The organism is Bacillus cereus group sp. MYBK220-1, assembly GCF_051916445.1.
Taxonomy (GTDB): Bacteria; Bacillota; Bacilli; order Bacillales; family Bacillaceae_G; genus Bacillus_A; species Bacillus_A cereus.
In genome coordinates, this window is the sequence record NZ_JBQAGQ010000005.1 from 136,043 (window position 1) to 153,490 (window position 17,448).

The following is a 17,448-nucleotide window of genomic DNA, read 5'->3' on the forward strand; positions in this document are numbered from 1 at the left end:
TTACTAAAAACCAAATAAAACAATATAAAGAGTTCTTTTTATTTGGTTTTATCATCTGTTTTTAAAAAAATTTGGCCGAAGCAATGAAGTTAGTTAGGAGATCAACTGCTCGTAAAACCTAATGGTTTTAGCTGAATATATGAACTTAAAGACGTATAAGTCCAATTTAATATAATGAAAAAGAGCCATAGCATCATATATGGCCCTTTTTCATTATATTAAAATGTTTCTCCGTGTTCAGCATTTTGTATTGTGTTGTTTGAAGTAAAACCAAAAACGGCTACTAATCCTAGAGTGATACCTAAAACTTGAATTACTTTCTTCATTTTCTTCTGTGAATATTCAAAAATAAGTTTCTCAAGTTAAAATATTGTGAATATATTTATAAATGCAAGTATACCGTGATAATATTTGATAAAAGGGGGTAGGAGCAGATGAGTGTTAACCTCATATCTAATGAAAAAATCACCAAATTATTAAATGACTGGTATCAAGCTATGATTGCACAACGTGTATTACAGTCTGAAAAGATAAAGGAAGATATTGAAAGTAAAATTAATTATATCAAGGAAGATCAAACAATATTAATGTATTACGCTTTACTAAATGCGCGGTACAGCCTTCTAATTCGTGATACGAAGGGTTCAAAAGATATTTTAGACAAAGTTGAACCTTTACCAGATGAAAATGAAACATTTTTAGAGTACTATTATCATTTATTTAAAGCGATTTACGCCATTAATACGGCCAACAATAGTGAAGCAAGGGTTCATTTTGAAGAAGCTGAAAAGCTTCTAAATTACATGCATGATGAAATTGAAAAAGCAGAATTTAATTATTGGGTTGCTGTTTACTACTACCATATAATGAAACCAATTCAAGCAATTCAATATGCTATGAAGGCAAATGAAATATTTATAAATAATGCAGGATATGAATTGAAAATAGCTGCATGTTTAAATACTTTAGGAATGGCAAACATACGACTAAATGAATTTGAAAGTGCAGAAGAATATTTACTTTCAGCATTAGACACTTTCAAAAAATCAGGTGATGAAATTCTAATTAAACGCGTTAAGCATAATTTAGGACTTTTATATGCAAGTCAAAACATGCCAGAGTTAGCAGTTAAACATTTAGAGAGTTCATTAGAGAATAACTTTAAAACTATGTTTCTTTTAGCGAGAGAACATTTCAAGCTAGGAAAGCATACTATTGCTAATGAATATATTGAACAAGGTTATAAGCTTAGTGATGTAGGTTATCGTCATCATTTCGAAATCTTAAGGGCATTACATAATAAAGCACCACTCGAAGAATTTGAGAAATTAGTTATAGAAGGTATTTCGTATTTTGAAGCAGAAGAATTATATGAGTGGGTAAAAGAGTATGCTTCTCTTTTAGGTGACCAATTCTACAATTCAAAAAATCATGAAAAGGCAAGCAAATATTTACACATTGCTTTAGACGCAGACAAAATAAGCAAAGAAAGAAGGACGCTAAAATGAAAAAAGCTATCTTATTAATGATGATGTTGTCCACCGTTTTTACTTTTGGTCTTACTAATGTAAAAGACGTACCACAACAAGAATCAATTGAAGTATTTATGGATCATGGGGAACATATTTAATTTTCTAAAAAGAGGCTAATAAAGTTTTATTTAATCTAATTATTAAACAGAGATCTGAGCGTATTACTGATGCTTGGATCTTTTTTAATAATAGGGATTCGTGAACATAACTATCGGTTGAGTACGGAAATAATGATTGTGGGGGAAAAAGATGAAATGGGGAATAGAAGCAATAAAGAGTTATGAATTAAATTGTAATGACTTAGATCGATATACATTTTTAGGGGAAGAATACCAAAGTACAAACTGGAGTTATTTATCTCTCTCGCATCTTCAAAATTTCTTAGAAACATCAGGTTTGGATAGAGATATGATATTAGAACTGCTGCCAATTAATTTTAAAGGAATTGTATGGAAGTCTCTCGAAAGCGAGGACTTGGAATTTCTAAATACTTTAACAAACCCTATTAGATGTTTGGAGATTTTAGATAGATATAACTTAATGAATTCTGCAGCAACTTATAAACCAAGCATGGAATATAAACTGAGATGGTTAAAAGAGCGCTGGGTGAAAGGATATTATATTTTCGCCAACTGTTGAGATAAAGCTTGAATAATAGAAAGGAGGATATATTTGAGAGGACCGACTCATGTAGCAGCAGGGGCAGCATTCGCTTTAATTGGAGACTCTTTTTAAAATTACATGAAAAATAGGGAAGAAATAAGGCACTCGAACAGCTATTTAATGTTTAAGTGCTTTTTTATGTAGAGTCTACATTTTAATTAATGATGAGATAACTTTATATCTTATTTATACAAATTATGTTATGGTACAATATGTTAATTAAATACAATTTTTTCTAAGGGGATGGGGCATAGTGAAAGCAAAAAAACTAGTAACGTTAGCGATACCATTTATGCTATTGGCAGGTTGTGGTACCGATAAAACAGACGCAAAGCCAAAAGAAAAAGTAGAATCTAAATCAGAAACGAAAGAAAAGCTGTCAAAAGAGAAGTATCCAACTCGAATGACTGGTTTATCTTCTGAGTTAGTGCAGAAAATTACAGTAATAACTGAGATAGCTATGGATAAAACTAAAAAGGAAACAGACTTAAAGAAAGAAATTCTAAAGGAAGAGTCTGAGTTGCAAAAGATTATCGCTAAGTTTAAGAAGATAGACCCACCAAAAGAGTTTGAAGACGCTCATAAAGAGATTTTAAAAGCAGTAGACTGTTATAGTGAAGCCTATGCACTTCAAGTAGAAATTTTGAAGGGGAAAGGAAAAGTAACAGACGAAGATAGAGAAAAGTCTAAAAAGTCAATGGACTTGATTAATGAGGGTAACAAGTACTGGCATAAAGGGTTCGACCCTATTGAATCCCATAATGAGAAGGAAGCAAAAGCCTTAGGTTTCGATGTAGATACGAAGACCAACTCTAAGTCGTCAACTACTTCTGATAATGGTAACGTACAAATATCCGCAGACGGTAACGAGTTAATCGGTTCTTGGGGGAGTTACAAAGGTTCTGAGTTTCGTAAGGGTTTAGACTTTAGACAAGATAAGTCATTCACGGCTTATGATGACACTGGTAACTCTTCTTATGAAGACAATCATATGACAGGAACATGGTTATACAATAAAGACAGTAATAAAGTAACTTTGATTCCTACTGAGTTTGTTAAGGACGGTAAGAAGATAGATGCTAGACAAATGAATGCGGTAGTAGATTATACTGTTGAGTTCTTGAGAGCAGGTTCTTTAAGAATGGTAGATAGTAAAGGTAACAAATTAGAAGTAGAGAAACAGAAATAAATTTGAAATAAAGTCGAACTGTTTATAAAAAAAAGCTGAAGCACTAGATTCCTTTGTATAAAAGGAATCTTTTTTATGCTTATTTTTAATTACAATATTCTTATAGGGTAATAATTTTGTTACAAGTAATGAGGTAAAAGACGAAAGAGGTGTGGATTTGAAATAAAGTTTAATCGTTTTGAAAATTTATTTCAAACCAACAATATTACTAATATGTATCAGCGTAAAAATTACTTAAATAAATTCCAAACAAAAAACTCTTTAAAATTATTACAGAGTTTTTTGTCGACTTTTCATTTGCTATTTACTTGGTGATAAAGTCAAATCTCCAAATTTCTTTTTAATAGCTGAAGTCGTTGCCTTAAATTTATATTCATCACCATCTTTATTTACTCCAAATACAATTGGATCTTTCCCATCTTTTTCTAAACTAATTTCATCTTTGTTAATCTTATTGGCTTCGAACAAGGGATGGCAGGAAGCCATCTTAATTGTTGGACATACAGAAAGTGTAACTTCACTATCTATCGAGTGTGTGTTTGGTGCATAATAGTCATACACCGAAATGGATGTGAATTAACTGATGATTAATAAAGCCTATAAGTTTCGTATCTATCCAAATTAAGCACAAGCTATTCTAATCAATAAAACGATCGGTTGTTTTCGCTTTGTATTCAATCATTTCCTATCCCTATAGGCTCACGCATGCAAAGAAACGCAAAAAGGTTGACATATGATTGACGTTTAACAAATCACTTGATAATATATTAGGTATCTAACATGTTAGTGGGTGATTTTTTGTCTTTATATGAACAAGTTAAACGCATTAATGAAGCTGAATATACAATAAACCGTTTGATATATAAACATTACAAGCAATATTTAAATATTGGCATTACAACACAACAAGCAGTTGTGTTAGATATTGTATATTTAGCGAAACGTATTACGGTCGGTGAAATTGCGATTGAAATGAATATAAGCTCCAGCGCAGTTAGCCAATTAATAGCGAAATTGGAAAAGAATCAATATATTAAAAGGGAAATTAATCTTCAAAATCGACGTGAAATATATATAACGTTAGATGAAAAAGGATTAGAGTATTTTTCGAAACAAGATTATGTAGAACAGCAAATTGCAGATAAAATTTACAGCAAACTTTCATCAAAAGAGCTAGACGAATTTGAAAGAATTGTTGATAAATTAAGGGGGATTGTGATGAAGGAATTATAAAAATCCCTTCATGCCTAATATGTTAGATATCTAATTTGTTTAGGGGGCTAAAGTATGAGGGGTTTACTTGAAACTATCGCTTTTAACGGTGCAGTTTATTATGAAAAAAACGGTCAAATCAAGCAGTATTTTCATGGTTATCAAGAACTCGAAAAGAAGCACCTTATTAACAAAAATACACAATTTAATCTAGCATCATTAAGTAAAATGTTTACAGCGGTAATGACGTTTCAGCTAATCGAAAAAGGACAGCTACAGTTAGAAGATAAAATTACATGTTGGTTTAACGTACCATATTTTACAGAAGTAACAGTTGCAGAATTACTTACACACACATCTGGTATTCCAGAGTATATCACAGACGATTTAACAATAAGTGTTGAAACATTTATCGAAGGAGTGCTACCACAAAATACATCAAATGAGCATTGGTCTTATAGTAATACAAATTATGTTTTACTTGCCAAAATAATTGAAAAAGTGAGTGGTTTATCGTATGAAACGTATTTGCAACAATATATTGCAGAGCCATTAAATCTTACTCATATGACCACGCAACCTATAAAGCAATCTGTAGCGCAAGGTCAAACGTTTAATTATGAGAAGCAACAATATAAAAATGTGCTTGATGACCCATATTTACACGAAATCGAAAAATATAATGATCAATATGGTGACGGTGGTATTTATGCAACAGTCGCAGAGGTAGCGAAGTTTTTAAAAGCATTTTGGCAAGGGCAGTACATTAGCAAAGAGATTGTTCAATTTATGTTAACACCGACAGAAGTCACTAATAATTATAGTTATGGCTTTATCATTCAAAATGAGTGGGTTGGTCATACAGGTGGATGGCTTGGTTGCTCAGCACAAGCTTTTATAAATATATCTACAGGGGAAGTAATTGTGTTAGCGACGAATCAAGAAGTGTTTCCTCAATATGAACAAGAAATTATGAATTACTTAATGGGAATACAATATGCTGTAGAAGCACCAAAATATGTGATGACTTTACCGCTCACTATTAAAGATGATATTACGGGTTGCTATGAATTAGCAGATGGACTTGGCACAAGATTTACAATTAAAAAGGATGTACAATTTATGATTTCATTTGAACATCAGTTGTCTGTCCCACTTTTTAAAATAGATGAGTCATATTATTGGATACGTAATACGATGAGTTATGTAGATGATGCGAAGCATTTATTTATCGATGAAGGTATTGAAATACCATATCAAAAAGTTAATTGATATGGTCAGGAAGGTTCTGTTGTGAACTACTCGCCACTTAGCAAAGCTTGAAGTGGGAGCTTCTCAGTTCCACAAAGAAATTAACCTTTCGATTCCCTGAGCGATACTTCGGGGTATTACACCTAGATTTCCAATGCATGGACGCTCTTGTGGTAAGGTTGATATTTTACAAAGGAACCACATGGCTTAGTTTTAGCACTCTATTTTCTTCCTATAACCTCTTATATCAAGTTATTAAAGAACTTCATATAGCTTGTTTATCAAAAGTTTTTGGCTTTGCCAAAACGAAATTCAGCTCCCATCTATCGTTGGGTTACGCCCTTCACACGCTTGAGGAAGGAGAGTTCTTTCGGGGAATAAGTAAAATATCACATGTATAATTCTCCTTTTGCCTTTTTCTAGAGTGTTGCCTCAGTTAGACAACTTTTCAACATAATTTTCAAAGTTATCCATATGATCAAAAAAGAACAGATGGATTTGCAGGATTAGTCTATCCAAAAGTGGGAGGTGTTCATTCATTAAAAGTTTGAACTTACAGTATAGGTTTCGATACCATTAGGAATCTACTAGCATTTGTAATCTTTTTCATGTATTTGCACCAAAATCCATTATTATAAGTAAATATGGTACAAAAATGATAAAACTCTTTTAAGGGAAATAATAAAGATTGACGGTTTATAAGTCACCTGCTAACATATTAGTTACCTAACATATTAGTTGCTTAATATATTAGTTATCTAACGTATTAGCGGGTGATTTTTTGTCTTTATATGAACAAGTTAAGCGTATTAATGAAGCTACATATACAATAGACCGTCTGATATTTAAACATTATAAACAATATTTAAATATCGGTATTACAACACAACAGGCGGTTGTATTAGATATTGTGTACGTGGCTAAGCGCAGTACGGTCGGCGAAATTGCGATGGAAATGAATATAAGCTCTAGTGCAGTTAGCCAACTGATTGCAAAATTAGAAAAGAATCAATATATCAAACGAGAAATTAATCTACAAAATCGACGTGAAATATTTATAACGTTAGATGAAAAAGGAGTGGAGTATTTTTCAAAGCAAGATTATGTAAAACAGCAAGTCTCAGATAAAATTTACAGCAAACTTACATCAAAAGATGTAGATGAATTAGAGCGTATTGTTGAAAAATTAAAGGAGATCGCGATGAAGGAATTATAATGATTTTTTTATGTTTAATTTGTTAGATGTCTAATTCTTTTAGGTTATTAACAAGTGAAGGTTTACTTGAAAATATTACGTTTACTTGTGCTATGTATCATGAAAGAAATAGATAAATCATGTTATTAAGAAATTACAAAGCAGCATCTTATTAAGGAAAATACACGATTTAATCTAGCATTATTAAATAAATATCTACAGCGGGGCATTCTAGCTAATCGAAAAAGGGCAGCTACGGTTAAAGATAAAATTATAAGTTGGTTTAACGTACAGCATTGTACAGAAGTGACAGTGGCAGAATTACTTATACATCCGGTATTTTAGAGTATATTGCGAAAGATTTCATAATAAGTGTTAAATAATTTAATAGTCTTGTAGTTTTCTATTATAAATGGGATACAAGATTGCTAACATTATTTAAATTACATCATAAAAAAGTTGTATAGTGTCATAAATCTAGCTTTGAAATAAAGTCATTATGTATATAAACAAATGTGATGTTTAGAAAAAGTTTCTCAATCTTCATTTCCAATTAATTCGTTTACAAAATTACCTACATATGCTAATTTAATGGAGCTGAAGTAATAATATGGAAAAATAGTGATGTAGTAACTCTGAATTGAAAAATGAAGTAAATTATTTGGGAACTATGTTAGAAACTATCGTTGGTGTCATGAATGGTGTATCTGTATAATCAAACGATACATTGAATAATACCCCGTATAAAAATGTATTGAGTCAAGGTATAAATTCTGAGTAGGATTTTCTACTATTGAAAGATGAATTATCAGAATTGATGAAATTCAAAATCTTAATTCTTAAAATGAAAATCTATAATTTAATAGTTTCTCAAAGCAAAAAGAATTAGTATCAAAAATTACAAAAGTAGAAAATAGATAGAGCAAACTGTAGAAATTGAATTATTAAACGTTAGTATGTACGTTGGTTTTCAAAAAGGAGACTCTATTGAAGTAGAGGAAGGTGGTTCTATAGTTAGTTATAATAAAAATGAGATAACACAGATATTCTACCGTTGTTTCGCTTAACGGCATTTATAAAAAAGTTTAAAGAAATGCCATTTTTAAACTTTTTTATGAAGGGAATTCTATATCACGAAAAACTGACTATACATTTTGCATATTCAATTGGTGTGTGATTGCCAAATACTGAGTTGATTCTCTTTGAATTATAGAAGAATACAATATACTCAAAAAGTGATTTTTTACTTTACTCATTGTTTTATACTTCGTTTGATAAACAAGTTCTTGATTAAGAATGCGGTGAAGGTATGTGATACAAGCATTAATTGTAATAGTTTCTTTTGCGGTTCAAGTTGCCTATCAATTTATATTGTTTTAATAGTTTTGATAATCACTGGAAGCATACTGAATACTATACTCACTTGTTCTTTTTCAATTTTGATATTTCTATATATTTGGTTGAATTCTTGGGGGCTTGAAATGTTTTGCGCATAAGTTTTTGGTCGGTATAGCCATTTGGAATAACTACATTTAGAAATTCTCAGACTTTGCAGATCTTCTTCACTCAATATTGGGAGCGATGATGGTGAATAAATTCTAAATTAATCGAGTACTATGTCAGAATTAGTGCATCGCCTTTTTTAGAATTCTATTTTCCTCTTCGAGATTATTTAATTACTTTTGTAATGCTCTTAGTTCAGTACCTGAGGTAGAAATTTACTTCAAGTTGTTCGCTATTCTTTTTAATTCAACTATATAAGGATTCACAATTAATCCAGTTTCTCGAATTAATTGTGCCACGGGTTTATTGTTCTCTAGAATATACTTTACTGTTTCTTTTTTATGTTGCATTATGACATTTTCCATTTGCTTTTTCCATATAAACACCACATTATTGTTATATTTTTTAGTAAAACAATATAGGGCTGCCTTTTAGTCTAGTATCAAGCCTAAAAGCATGAATTTATTACTATTTAATGTCTGTATATTCTTATAAAATTTAACGAAGGGCAGGTATAAATACTTATGGATCATGTGTTTTTTGAAGAGCTGAGCTTTATTATATGTAACATGAAAAAGTATAAAGATGAATTAAGATCAATCCTTATGGAAGTCAGCACGATTGAAAGTGCTGAGTATGAAATTAGTTCTAGCATTAATGTTCTGGAGCAAGCAACAAAGGAACTGAAATATATGAAAAGAGATATAGTTGAAAAAGTAGCAATCTTCTATCCAACTAACTCTATTCTATATTCTTATATTTTATATGCAATTATTCCAAGCTATTACTGTAAAAATATTTTCTTAAGACCGTCCACATTATCTCATTCTACTACGTTAAAAATTCATAATTTTTTTAATAAATATTCTAATTTGAATGTAAAAATTGAACCTATTGGATATGCAGAATTTAAAAAGAAAACATCTGATGCAGAAGTGGTGGTATTTACAGGTAATTATCATAATAGCCTATCTGTTCAAAAGGACTATCCTGGCGCGCTCTTTCTATTTTTTGGTTCCGGCTTAAATCCTTTTTTCATAGGCGCTGAAGCTGATATCGAATATGCTGCTGGAAAAGCTGTAGAGGCTCGAGTGTTCAATTCTGGTCAGGATTGCATGTGTCCGGATTTATTTTTTATCCACAGAAGTCAAAAAAAAAGGTTCGTCAAATGCTTGTTGCAGCAGTTAAATGAGATGAAAATGTCTGGACGAATGAGTGACAAGGTCAAAAACAGTAATTATAAAGAGCTAGTGCTGCAGGCTGAGATATTTCTTACTGATTATCAAGAAAAAATTGTATATGGAGGCCAAGTGGATATAGATAAGAGTTGGATTGAACCTACTGTTTTGGTTTCCGATATGGATGATATGCCGCGATATGAGGAGCACTTTACCCCGATTTTTAATGTTGTTTCCTATCATGATGCGTCTGAGGTACTCAATTGGCTTATGGATGCAAAACGCTTGGAATCGTCATTTGGTGTATCTGTTTTTGGGAATACAGATTTAATCGGGCCATTAAAAAAACATTATACAGTTGCCCTTAACAAAACACTTTTTGATATGGAATGTGGCCATCAGCCTTTTGGTGGTTATGGTCCAAAGGCAAGTTATGTGAAATACAACGACTGCATGGAAAGCAGGCCAATTTTAATTTCTAAAGAAGTCAACCGAGTATTTAATCAATATATAATGCAGGTTAATTAAAAATTAGGGGGAGTTGTTTTTGTTCACTTCTATATGGGATTTTTATGCATATTTATTAAAAAATTCAAACATTAAAAAGGTCTTTGCTATGGTGGGAGAAGGCGAAGGTCTTCTAGAATCTGCACACTTAGCCAATATGGATGTGTATACATCGAAAGACCAAAGAATTGCAGCAAGTATGGCTATGGGGTATTCTCAAGCCTCAGGTAAACCGGTCGTTTATGCGACAAGCCCCGGTCCAGGACTTGTGAATGGATTAACGGCAGTGTTGGAGTCTTTTTCTGCGTGTGTTCCTCTGATTATCATTTCTGCAGGGACATCGAGAACATCCATTGGAACAGGAGCTTTTCAAGAACTCAACAGTATCGAATTGATGAAAGCTATCACAAAATGGCAGTATAGGGTTGAACACGAAGATCAAGCAGAGTGGGCGCTAAAAAGAGCGGTACATATGGCTATAAATGGAAAGCCTGGACCGGTTTATTTAGAAATACCAAATGATCTGGAGCAACAGCGGTATGAGCAGCCCTCTTCATTGATTCAAAAAGAGCCGATTGTCATGTGCCCACATCCACAACAGATAAGCTTGACTGCAGAGATCTTAACGAGATCAAAACGACCGGTGTTTATCGCAGGAGGAGGTTGTCAAAATAATTCTTTGTTAGGTCAATCTCTTTTGACCTTGGCTGAAAAATTTCAGGCCGCCGTGTTTACCACTGCTTCTGGTAGGGGGATTGTGAATGAGCAGCATCCACATGTATTTGGCAATATAGGTCTTTATGCTTTGCCAGAAGCAAAGGAATTATTGAGGGAAGGGGATGTCTTTCTGGCTTTTGGCACGCAACTTGAAGAAACAGCTTTAATGGGTTGGAAAGATATTGCAGATGAAAATTTGTTTATACATATCGATTGTGATTACCAAAGTTTGAGAAAGTCCGTTGATGAAGATGTGAGCATCTTAGGTGACGTTTCCTTAACTGTGCAGCAGCTGCTGGAACATGAGGAGAATGAAGGATCGAAGCGACATCCATGGCTAGAGAGACAGAGGCGGGTCAAATATCAGCTCACTAGCGAATGGACTAAATCTGATTTTTCAAAGCACCCTGTCAGAGCTGCTTATCATATATTGTCACAGAACATGGAAGGAAATAACATTTTGGTTCAGGATAACGGACTTCATGATATATGGGGCTATTCCTATCCTATTTTTATTAATCAATTGGGAAGAACTCTTGTACCTGGCGAACAAACTGCCCTTGGTGTGCCAATGGGGGCAAGCATCGGAGCTAAATTAGCTCAGCCTGAATCCACCATTATTACGTTTATTGGAGATGGCTCATTTGAAATGGGAAAAGGGGCATTAGATGCAGCATACGAGCTGGGTTTGGGTATGATTTATATCGTTATTAATAATGGAGGCTATTCGTGGCCGCGATTTAATCAACAAAAAATGAATGTTTCTATTGGATGTGATTTTAGAGAGCATCAATGGGCTCATGCGATTCAATCTCTTCAAGGAGCTTTTTACTCTCCAACTAATGAAGAAGAATTCAAAAATGCTATTTGTGAAGCTAAAGAGCAATGTAAACAGGGGAAACTGTCCTTAATTGAAATATGCATAGACTGGAAAACGGATATTCCATATACAGTACAACAGGAGTATGGGGTGTAGGGCATGATAGGATTAAAAAACAAAGTGAGTGTCGGCCATCAAGATCAAACAGATAAAATTCAATATTTAACAAATAAATTCATCCTCTTAATGAAGGCTAACCATATAGAGTCGAAAGAGGCTGTCGCTCTTTCAATAAGAGATCCGCTGCTATTTTACGCAGCCTATAAAGGGTGTAGTGAACTGGGAATTATTCCAGTCGTGACAGGTGCGATGAAAAATCCTCAAAAAGAGCTTGCACGGATTCAAGTGCCGCTTTTCTGCTATGAGGCGGATCATGGTTTTTGTGTTGAACGTTATGATGGCATTGAAAAGGCGCTTCTTCCAGAAGGAATCGGGGCTATTATCAGAACGACAGGATCGGTTACTGGTATGCCTAAATTTGTCATCTGGTCTAAAAAGGGAATCAAATATCAAAGTGAACAAACAATCACAAGAATGGGCTTTACCGAAAGAGATATTATGTTTGCGGCTGTTCCTTTGTGGGGAGCTTATGGCTTGACTCTGATTAATATCATTGAAACATGCAAAATGAACCTGGTTATTCCAGAACATTTGCGGCCTCGGTATGTTTTGCAATTAATGAAAGAAAGTGGTGCTACTTTGTTTGAGGGAACACCTTCATTCTACAAAATCATGCTTGAGCATTTCAGTAAGGACATGGATGAACGAAAGGCAGTTTCCAACATGCGGAGCTGGGGATGTGGAGGAGAAATCTTACCTGAAACTGTCGCAGAAAAATGGTTTGAACTAATAAAATGTCCTATTCTCGACGGATATGGGCTTTCAGAAGCTGGACCCAATGTGGCGTTGAATGCATGGAATGATTTTTGTATAGGAACGGTGGGAAGGCCACTGGAAGGGACGGAATTAAAACTGAACGAAAAGGGAGAGCTACTTGTTAGGAGCCCTAGCAATATGATGGGCTATTTTGGTCCAAATTCACAGGAAAATCCACTCGATTCTGAAGGATGGCTTAATACTGGAGATTTAGCAGAGATCAATGAGGAAGGTTATGTAAAAATTATAGGCCGGACGAAAAATATTATTGTGATTAAAGAAAAAAATATTAGTCCTGAATATATCGAGAATAAGCTGCGCCACTTTCAAGAAATTCAAGACGTTGTCGTTATTGGTGTTCATAATGAAAACAACGGTGTGCGTCTCGCTGCCATATACATTAGCAAAAACAAAAGTGAAATCAACTCAAAAAATGTAAAATGCTATGCACAAAAGCATTTAGAAAAAGAACAAGTTCCTTTTTATTACAAACAACTGGATGAATTTCCGATGCTGGCAAATGGAAAAATTGACCGGAATGCTTTAAGGGAAATGTGTTTTACAAAACAAGCAAAGGGTGTGATTGAGTGAAGAATGAACCTTCAGTTGTTCTTATTGGCATTGAAGTCGACGTTATAAACGGGGTTCCGAGCTATCAATGGATCACAAAAAATGAGATACCAATTGAAAGAGAACCCTTTCAATATCAAAAAAGTAAATTTAACGATGAGACTGTAGAACCGTTATGTGAAGGACTGTATAAAATTATTACTGAATTATCACATCAAGGATTTGTCCATTCTAATGATGATATTGGCCTGTTTGTCAATGTTTCAAATGCGATTTGGCCTGATATTGAACGATACGTAAAAGCTTTGGAAAAAGGAAAAAAGGCTGTTAGGCCTCACATGACGATATCTTTTGAAAATAGTCTTCCAACTGCTCAAGCAGCCATACAACTTGGTCTCAATGGACCCTCTACAACGTTTGCAGATTACTGTGGCAAAATGTATGGAATTGGATTAGCACATAACGCTTTAGTAGACCGACTGGCCGGTCTAATGTTAGTGGCAGAAATTTATCGAGCACCTGAAACTGACTATGAAAATTTCACCGGTCGGATTACAATTGCCGCTTTAACAAATGCATGCCGTCTTCAAAACTACCAACCTCTGTTTGAAATACGGAACTGGGAATGGGAAAACGAACATGATGAACACTTAAGTTTTAGTGAATGGATTCACCATTGCGTCGAGAGTAATAAAGGACAAGGTGTAAGTCGTTTAACATAAAGGCAGTGGAAGGAGCTGTAAATATGAATAGGATTGGTATTAGTGGAATGGGGCTTGTTTCTCCATTTGGGCTTGGAATGAATTCATTTGAAGAAGGGTTATATTCAGGGGAATGTGCTATGTCGCCTATTATCCGTTTTGATGCAAGTGGTTTTAGGAGTCAAATAGCTGGCCAGGTAAAGGGGAATGTTCTTCATTCTAAGGAAAGTATCGCTAAACAATTTTTATCATTTGCCATGAAAGAGGCTGTAGAAATCGCTGGTTTAAGTGAAGAAAAGATAGAACATCACAGGACGGGATTGATTCTTCCGGTTGTAACAGGGCCGGACAATGACACAATGGAAAATGAAGCTAATGAATGGATCATGGATCCTGAACATCATCTTCCAACTTCTTTATTTCAGACAAGAAACATCATTAGACCGACGTCTGCTTGTGCGTCAATTGGTACAGCACTTTCAATTGGCTACAGCATGATTCGACATGGCCAGTTGGATAGGGTCTTTATCGCACGTGCAGAAGTATTTAATAAGTATGACTTTGCTTCGCTTGATATTGTCAGAGCCATAACAAAAACTGAAGCAAAGCCCTTTGATCTCAAGAGAAATGGCATTACGATCGGTGAGGGGGCAGGAGTCATTATATTAGAGTCGGCGGATAGTTTGAAAGAACGTAAACATAAGCCGTTGGCATGGCTTGACGGTGCCAGTTGTGTATTAGGTGGAGAAAAGCAAAATATGATTGAGCTAGATAAGGGAAAGGTAGTCAAATCTATTCAAACAGCGCTCCAACTGGCAGGGGTCAATAAGCCAGATTATATACATGCTCATGCAACTGGAACGCCGCAAGGAGATGTGATCGAATCAGAAGCATTGGTGGAAACCATTGAAGATGGAAGCAGTATACCGGTGAGTTCTCATAAAGGAGCATGTGGGCATTTGTTGCGTTGTTCAGGTTTTTTGGGAACAGCAGCTGCTTTATTGGCCTTGAAGCTGCAATGTATTCCGCCGACAACAGGTTTAGATCAGCTTGATCCGAAAATTACCGCAAATATTATGAAAGAAAAGGCATTTGCGAACATATCTAGCGTGCTTGTCAATAACTTTGGGTTTTGTGGGAATTATGCATCCTATTTGATTCAACACCCTACAATTGAATGGAATGGAAATATCAAGTGAACTATGAAAAATTGTTTATTTAATTAATATAGATAGAGAAAAATAATCTTGGAGTTTACTCGTTGTAAGGGATCTTGTATAGTTAAGCCCCATTTTGGAAATGAAAATTGCAGAAACAATCAAAAGGCACTTGTTTTTTGCTTGCTACAATATATACAATTTCTCAAATTATCTAAGCAGGTAATCTTGTCATTTTGAATGGTGGAAGTGGTGAGAAAGCAAGGCGTGTTTGCATTAATAAAAGGAACCTTCATTGTATATGTAGAGAGAAATAAAGAGGAAATAAAATACAAAGAGTTAGAGTTTTTGAAGGGGGAATAACGTTGAATTTTAGCAGTGAGCAATCACTAGCAGATATTGGACGTGCATTGACAGGGGCTTCGTTTGTCATCGGCGTGTTTATTTGCATCAATTTATTTATTTTATACAGAGTCATTGTACAGGCTCTGAGAAAAGAGCGTTCACTTGTTGTATCGGCAAAGAATAGATTGCTTTTGGGTGTGGCAGTTGTTATATATGGGGCCTTAATTTACGTTCTTCATGAATCTTATAAGTGGCTAAAATCTGAGTTTGTCGATTTACAAGCAGTTAGTACACAAATGTCAATTGTATATTGGTTATCGATTGGATTGATAGGTCTGTATATTCTCTACTATACGCTTACTTTATTTTATAAAAAAGAAGGGCAGGAACAGTTTCTGCTAATGATTATCAGTGGGGCTGTAAGTGGGTTGAGCAATACGTTTGTCATATACATCATTAATCAATCGTTAAATACGAAAGACAACTTTACGAATGGTTTATTCTATGCCTTTTTAATTGGGTTGGTTGTTCATATCATTGCAGAACGATACATTCGTACAAGGATTGCTGTAATTACCAATCGAGTAGTTTATGAAAAAAGGGTTAAGCTGATTGATAAAACGTTGCAAATTCCATTTGAACGAATGGAGCGTTTTGAGAAAGGAAAAATCAGTGCTTGTTTAAATAATGATACAGAAAAAATTAGTGAAGGCATGCATTTAGCAGTTACTGGTGCGACCAATTTAATTACTTTGTTTTTCTGTCTAATTTATTTGGGTATGTTGAGCTTTTGGGGCCTTGTTTTATCTTTGGGCGTTGTTGTGGTCACTATTCTAATCAATCTATTTGTTGCAGGGGAAGCAACTAGACTGTATGAAGAGACAAGGGACATTCAAAATAAGTTTTTTGGTTTTATTAATGACATGTTGGCAGGATTCAAAGAGTTGAAGCTAAATAGAGCAAGAAAACTGGCATTCCAACAAAATTTTGAAGAAGCTTGCAGCGACTATCGTAAAAAGGGAACAAAGGTTGACCTAAAGTTCGCTAACGCTTTTATTATGGAAGACATGATTCTATTGTCGGTTGTTGGATTTGTGGCGTTTCTCTTTCCACTGATTTTCAAAATGCAAGGTGAATTGCTGTACAATTATGTTTTTATTTTCCTTTATATGATTGGCCCTGTCACCTATCTGCTGCATTCTTTTCCGCAAATTATGCAGATTCAAGTAAGCTGGAAACGTATTAATAGTTTAATGGAAGAGGTCGCTGAATTAGAAAAAGAAGACCGTATTTCTGTCGAACCGTCGCCTGAAAAGAAAGTGATTCTCACTTTAAAGGGAGTCCAATTCCAATATAAAGGTACAAGCGGAGAAGATTTTTCAGTTGGACCAATTGATTATGAATTTAAGGCTGGAGAAATTACCTTTATTACTGGAGGGAATGGAAGTGGGAAATCAACCTTTGCTAAGCTTGTTACCGGCCTTTATCCGGCTGATCGAGGAGAAACTCTCATTAACGGCGTTTCTAAAACACCAGAACAAATCCAAGAATACTATTCTGCAATTTTTAGCGACTTTTATCTTTTTGACCGTCTCTATGGTATAGATATTGATGGAAGAGAGCAGGAAATTCAAAGCTTGCTTGAGCTTCTTAGAATTCAGGATAAGGTCACAATCAAAGATGGTGAATTCAGCACGACTAAACTGTCGACAGGTCAAAAGAAGCGTTTGGCTTTGCTAGTTTCATATTTAGAGGATCGACCTATTTGTTTATTTGATGAATGGGCGGCAGATCAAGATCCAGAATATCGCAAATTCTTCTACTACAATTTGCTTCCTATGTTAAGAGATGAAGGGAAGTGTGTCATTGCAATTACACATGACGATCAATACTTCCATAAGGCTGATCATCTTATCAAAATGGAGCAAGGCCAGTTTGTAGAAAATAAGGATATATGAGGAGGTACATGTAG

General features: G+C 34.4%; 14 protein-coding genes and 2 pseudogenes. 14 read left to right on the plus strand and 2 right to left on the minus strand.

Translation table 11 applies throughout. The features are described 5' to 3' along the window. The first annotated feature begins 434 nt into the window (after positions 1–434). The 4 genes from ACTFRU_RS21285 to ACTFRU_RS21300 all read left to right on the plus strand — a co-directional run bounded on the left by ACTFRU_RS21285 (position 435) and on the right by ACTFRU_RS21300 (position 3,384). A complete protein-coding gene (locus ACTFRU_RS21285) occupies positions 435–1,508 on the plus strand; it encodes a hypothetical protein (protein ID WP_440037837.1) in 1,074 nt (357 codons plus the stop codon). Then, positions 1,505–1,630, plus strand: coding sequence for a hypothetical protein (locus ACTFRU_RS21290; RefSeq protein ID WP_017658030.1), 126 nt, complete (start codon positions 1,505–1,507; stop codon positions 1,628–1,630). The genes ACTFRU_RS21285 and ACTFRU_RS21290 overlap by 4 nt, the downstream gene beginning before the upstream one ends. A 151-nt stretch (positions 1,631–1,781) precedes the next feature. Next, on the plus strand, positions 1,782–2,171 hold the full coding sequence (locus ACTFRU_RS21295; protein WP_078385706.1) for a hypothetical protein: 390 nt from the start codon (positions 1,782–1,784) through the stop codon (positions 2,169–2,171). 277 nt (positions 2,172–2,448) lie between these two features. Beyond that, the gene (locus tag ACTFRU_RS21300; RefSeq protein WP_078385707.1) at positions 2,449–3,384 is read left to right on the plus strand and encodes a DUF7018 domain-containing (lipo)protein; all 936 of its coding nucleotides are present in this window, start codon (positions 2,449–2,451) and stop codon (positions 3,382–3,384) included. Positions 3,385–3,684: 300 nt separating this feature from the next. On the opposite strand, the gene ACTFRU_RS21305 is transcribed toward ACTFRU_RS21300, so the two are convergent. Further along, a complete protein-coding gene (locus tag ACTFRU_RS21305) occupies positions 3,685–3,852 on the minus strand; it encodes a hypothetical protein (RefSeq protein ID WP_000460998.1) in 168 nt (55 codons plus the stop codon). A gap of 115 nt (positions 3,853–3,967) precedes the next feature. Here ACTFRU_RS21305 and ACTFRU_RS21310 point away from each other — a divergent pair. The 4 genes and pseudogenes from ACTFRU_RS21310 to ACTFRU_RS21325 form a co-directional block, all read left to right on the plus strand. Then, a pseudogene (locus ACTFRU_RS21310) lies at positions 3,968–4,078 on the plus strand (helix-turn-helix domain-containing protein); the annotation flags it as partial. 104 nt (positions 4,079–4,182) lie between these two features. Beyond that, complete coding sequence (locus ACTFRU_RS21315; RefSeq protein ID WP_000061082.1) at positions 4,183–4,617, plus strand: MarR family winged helix-turn-helix transcriptional regulator; 435 nt, start codon at positions 4,183–4,185, stop codon at positions 4,615–4,617. Between the two features lie 54 nt (positions 4,618–4,671). Then, complete coding sequence (locus ACTFRU_RS21320; RefSeq protein ID WP_001214685.1) at positions 4,672–5,868, plus strand: serine hydrolase domain-containing protein; 1,197 nt, start codon at positions 4,672–4,674, stop codon at positions 5,866–5,868. Positions 5,869–6,628: 760 nt separating this feature from the next. Further along, complete coding sequence (locus ACTFRU_RS21325; RefSeq protein ID WP_000061084.1) at positions 6,629–7,063, plus strand: MarR family winged helix-turn-helix transcriptional regulator; 435 nt, start codon at positions 6,629–6,631, stop codon at positions 7,061–7,063. A 1,110-nt stretch (positions 7,064–8,173) separates the two neighbouring features. Here ACTFRU_RS21325 and ACTFRU_RS21330 read toward each other — a convergent pair. Beyond that, positions 8,174–8,275 (minus strand): annotated as a pseudogene (locus ACTFRU_RS21330) (IS3 family transposase); the annotation flags it as partial. Positions 8,276–9,069: 794 nt separating this feature from the next. Between ACTFRU_RS21330 and ACTFRU_RS21335 the strand changes: the two are divergent. The 6 genes from ACTFRU_RS21335 to ACTFRU_RS21360 all read left to right on the plus strand — a co-directional run bounded on the left by ACTFRU_RS21335 (position 9,070) and on the right by ACTFRU_RS21360 (position 17,434). Beyond that, the gene (locus ACTFRU_RS21335) at positions 9,070–10,251 is read left to right on the plus strand and encodes an aldehyde dehydrogenase family protein (protein ID WP_000350127.1); all 1,182 of its coding nucleotides are present in this window, start codon (positions 9,070–9,072) and stop codon (positions 10,249–10,251) included. A 19-nt stretch (positions 10,252–10,270) separates the two neighbouring features. Then, entirely contained in the window at positions 10,271–11,923 is a 1,653-nt protein-coding gene (locus tag ACTFRU_RS21340) for a thiamine pyrophosphate-binding protein (protein WP_000495214.1), read from the plus strand. 3 nt (positions 11,924–11,926) lie between these two features. Further along, positions 11,927–13,294 carry a class I adenylate-forming enzyme family protein gene (locus ACTFRU_RS21345; RefSeq protein WP_440037838.1) on the plus strand — a complete coding sequence of 456 codons (1,368 nt, stop codon included), beginning with the start codon at positions 11,927–11,929 and terminating at the stop codon, positions 13,292–13,294. Further along, on the plus strand, positions 13,291–13,995 hold the full coding sequence (locus ACTFRU_RS21350) for a hypothetical protein (protein WP_000787316.1): 705 nt from the start codon (positions 13,291–13,293) through the stop codon (positions 13,993–13,995). Before ACTFRU_RS21345 ends, ACTFRU_RS21350 begins: the two co-directional genes overlap by 4 nt. Positions 13,996–14,018: 23 nt before the next feature. After that, positions 14,019–15,173 carry a beta-ketoacyl synthase N-terminal-like domain-containing protein gene (locus tag ACTFRU_RS21355; RefSeq protein ID WP_440037839.1) on the plus strand — a complete coding sequence of 385 codons (1,155 nt, stop codon included), beginning with the start codon at positions 14,019–14,021 and terminating at the stop codon, positions 15,171–15,173. A 323-nt stretch (positions 15,174–15,496) separates the two neighbouring features. Continuing rightward, positions 15,497–17,434, plus strand: coding sequence for a cyclic peptide export ABC transporter (locus ACTFRU_RS21360; RefSeq protein WP_047956812.1), 1,938 nt, complete (start codon positions 15,497–15,499; stop codon positions 17,432–17,434). The last annotated feature ends 14 nt before the right edge of the window (positions 17,435–17,448 follow it).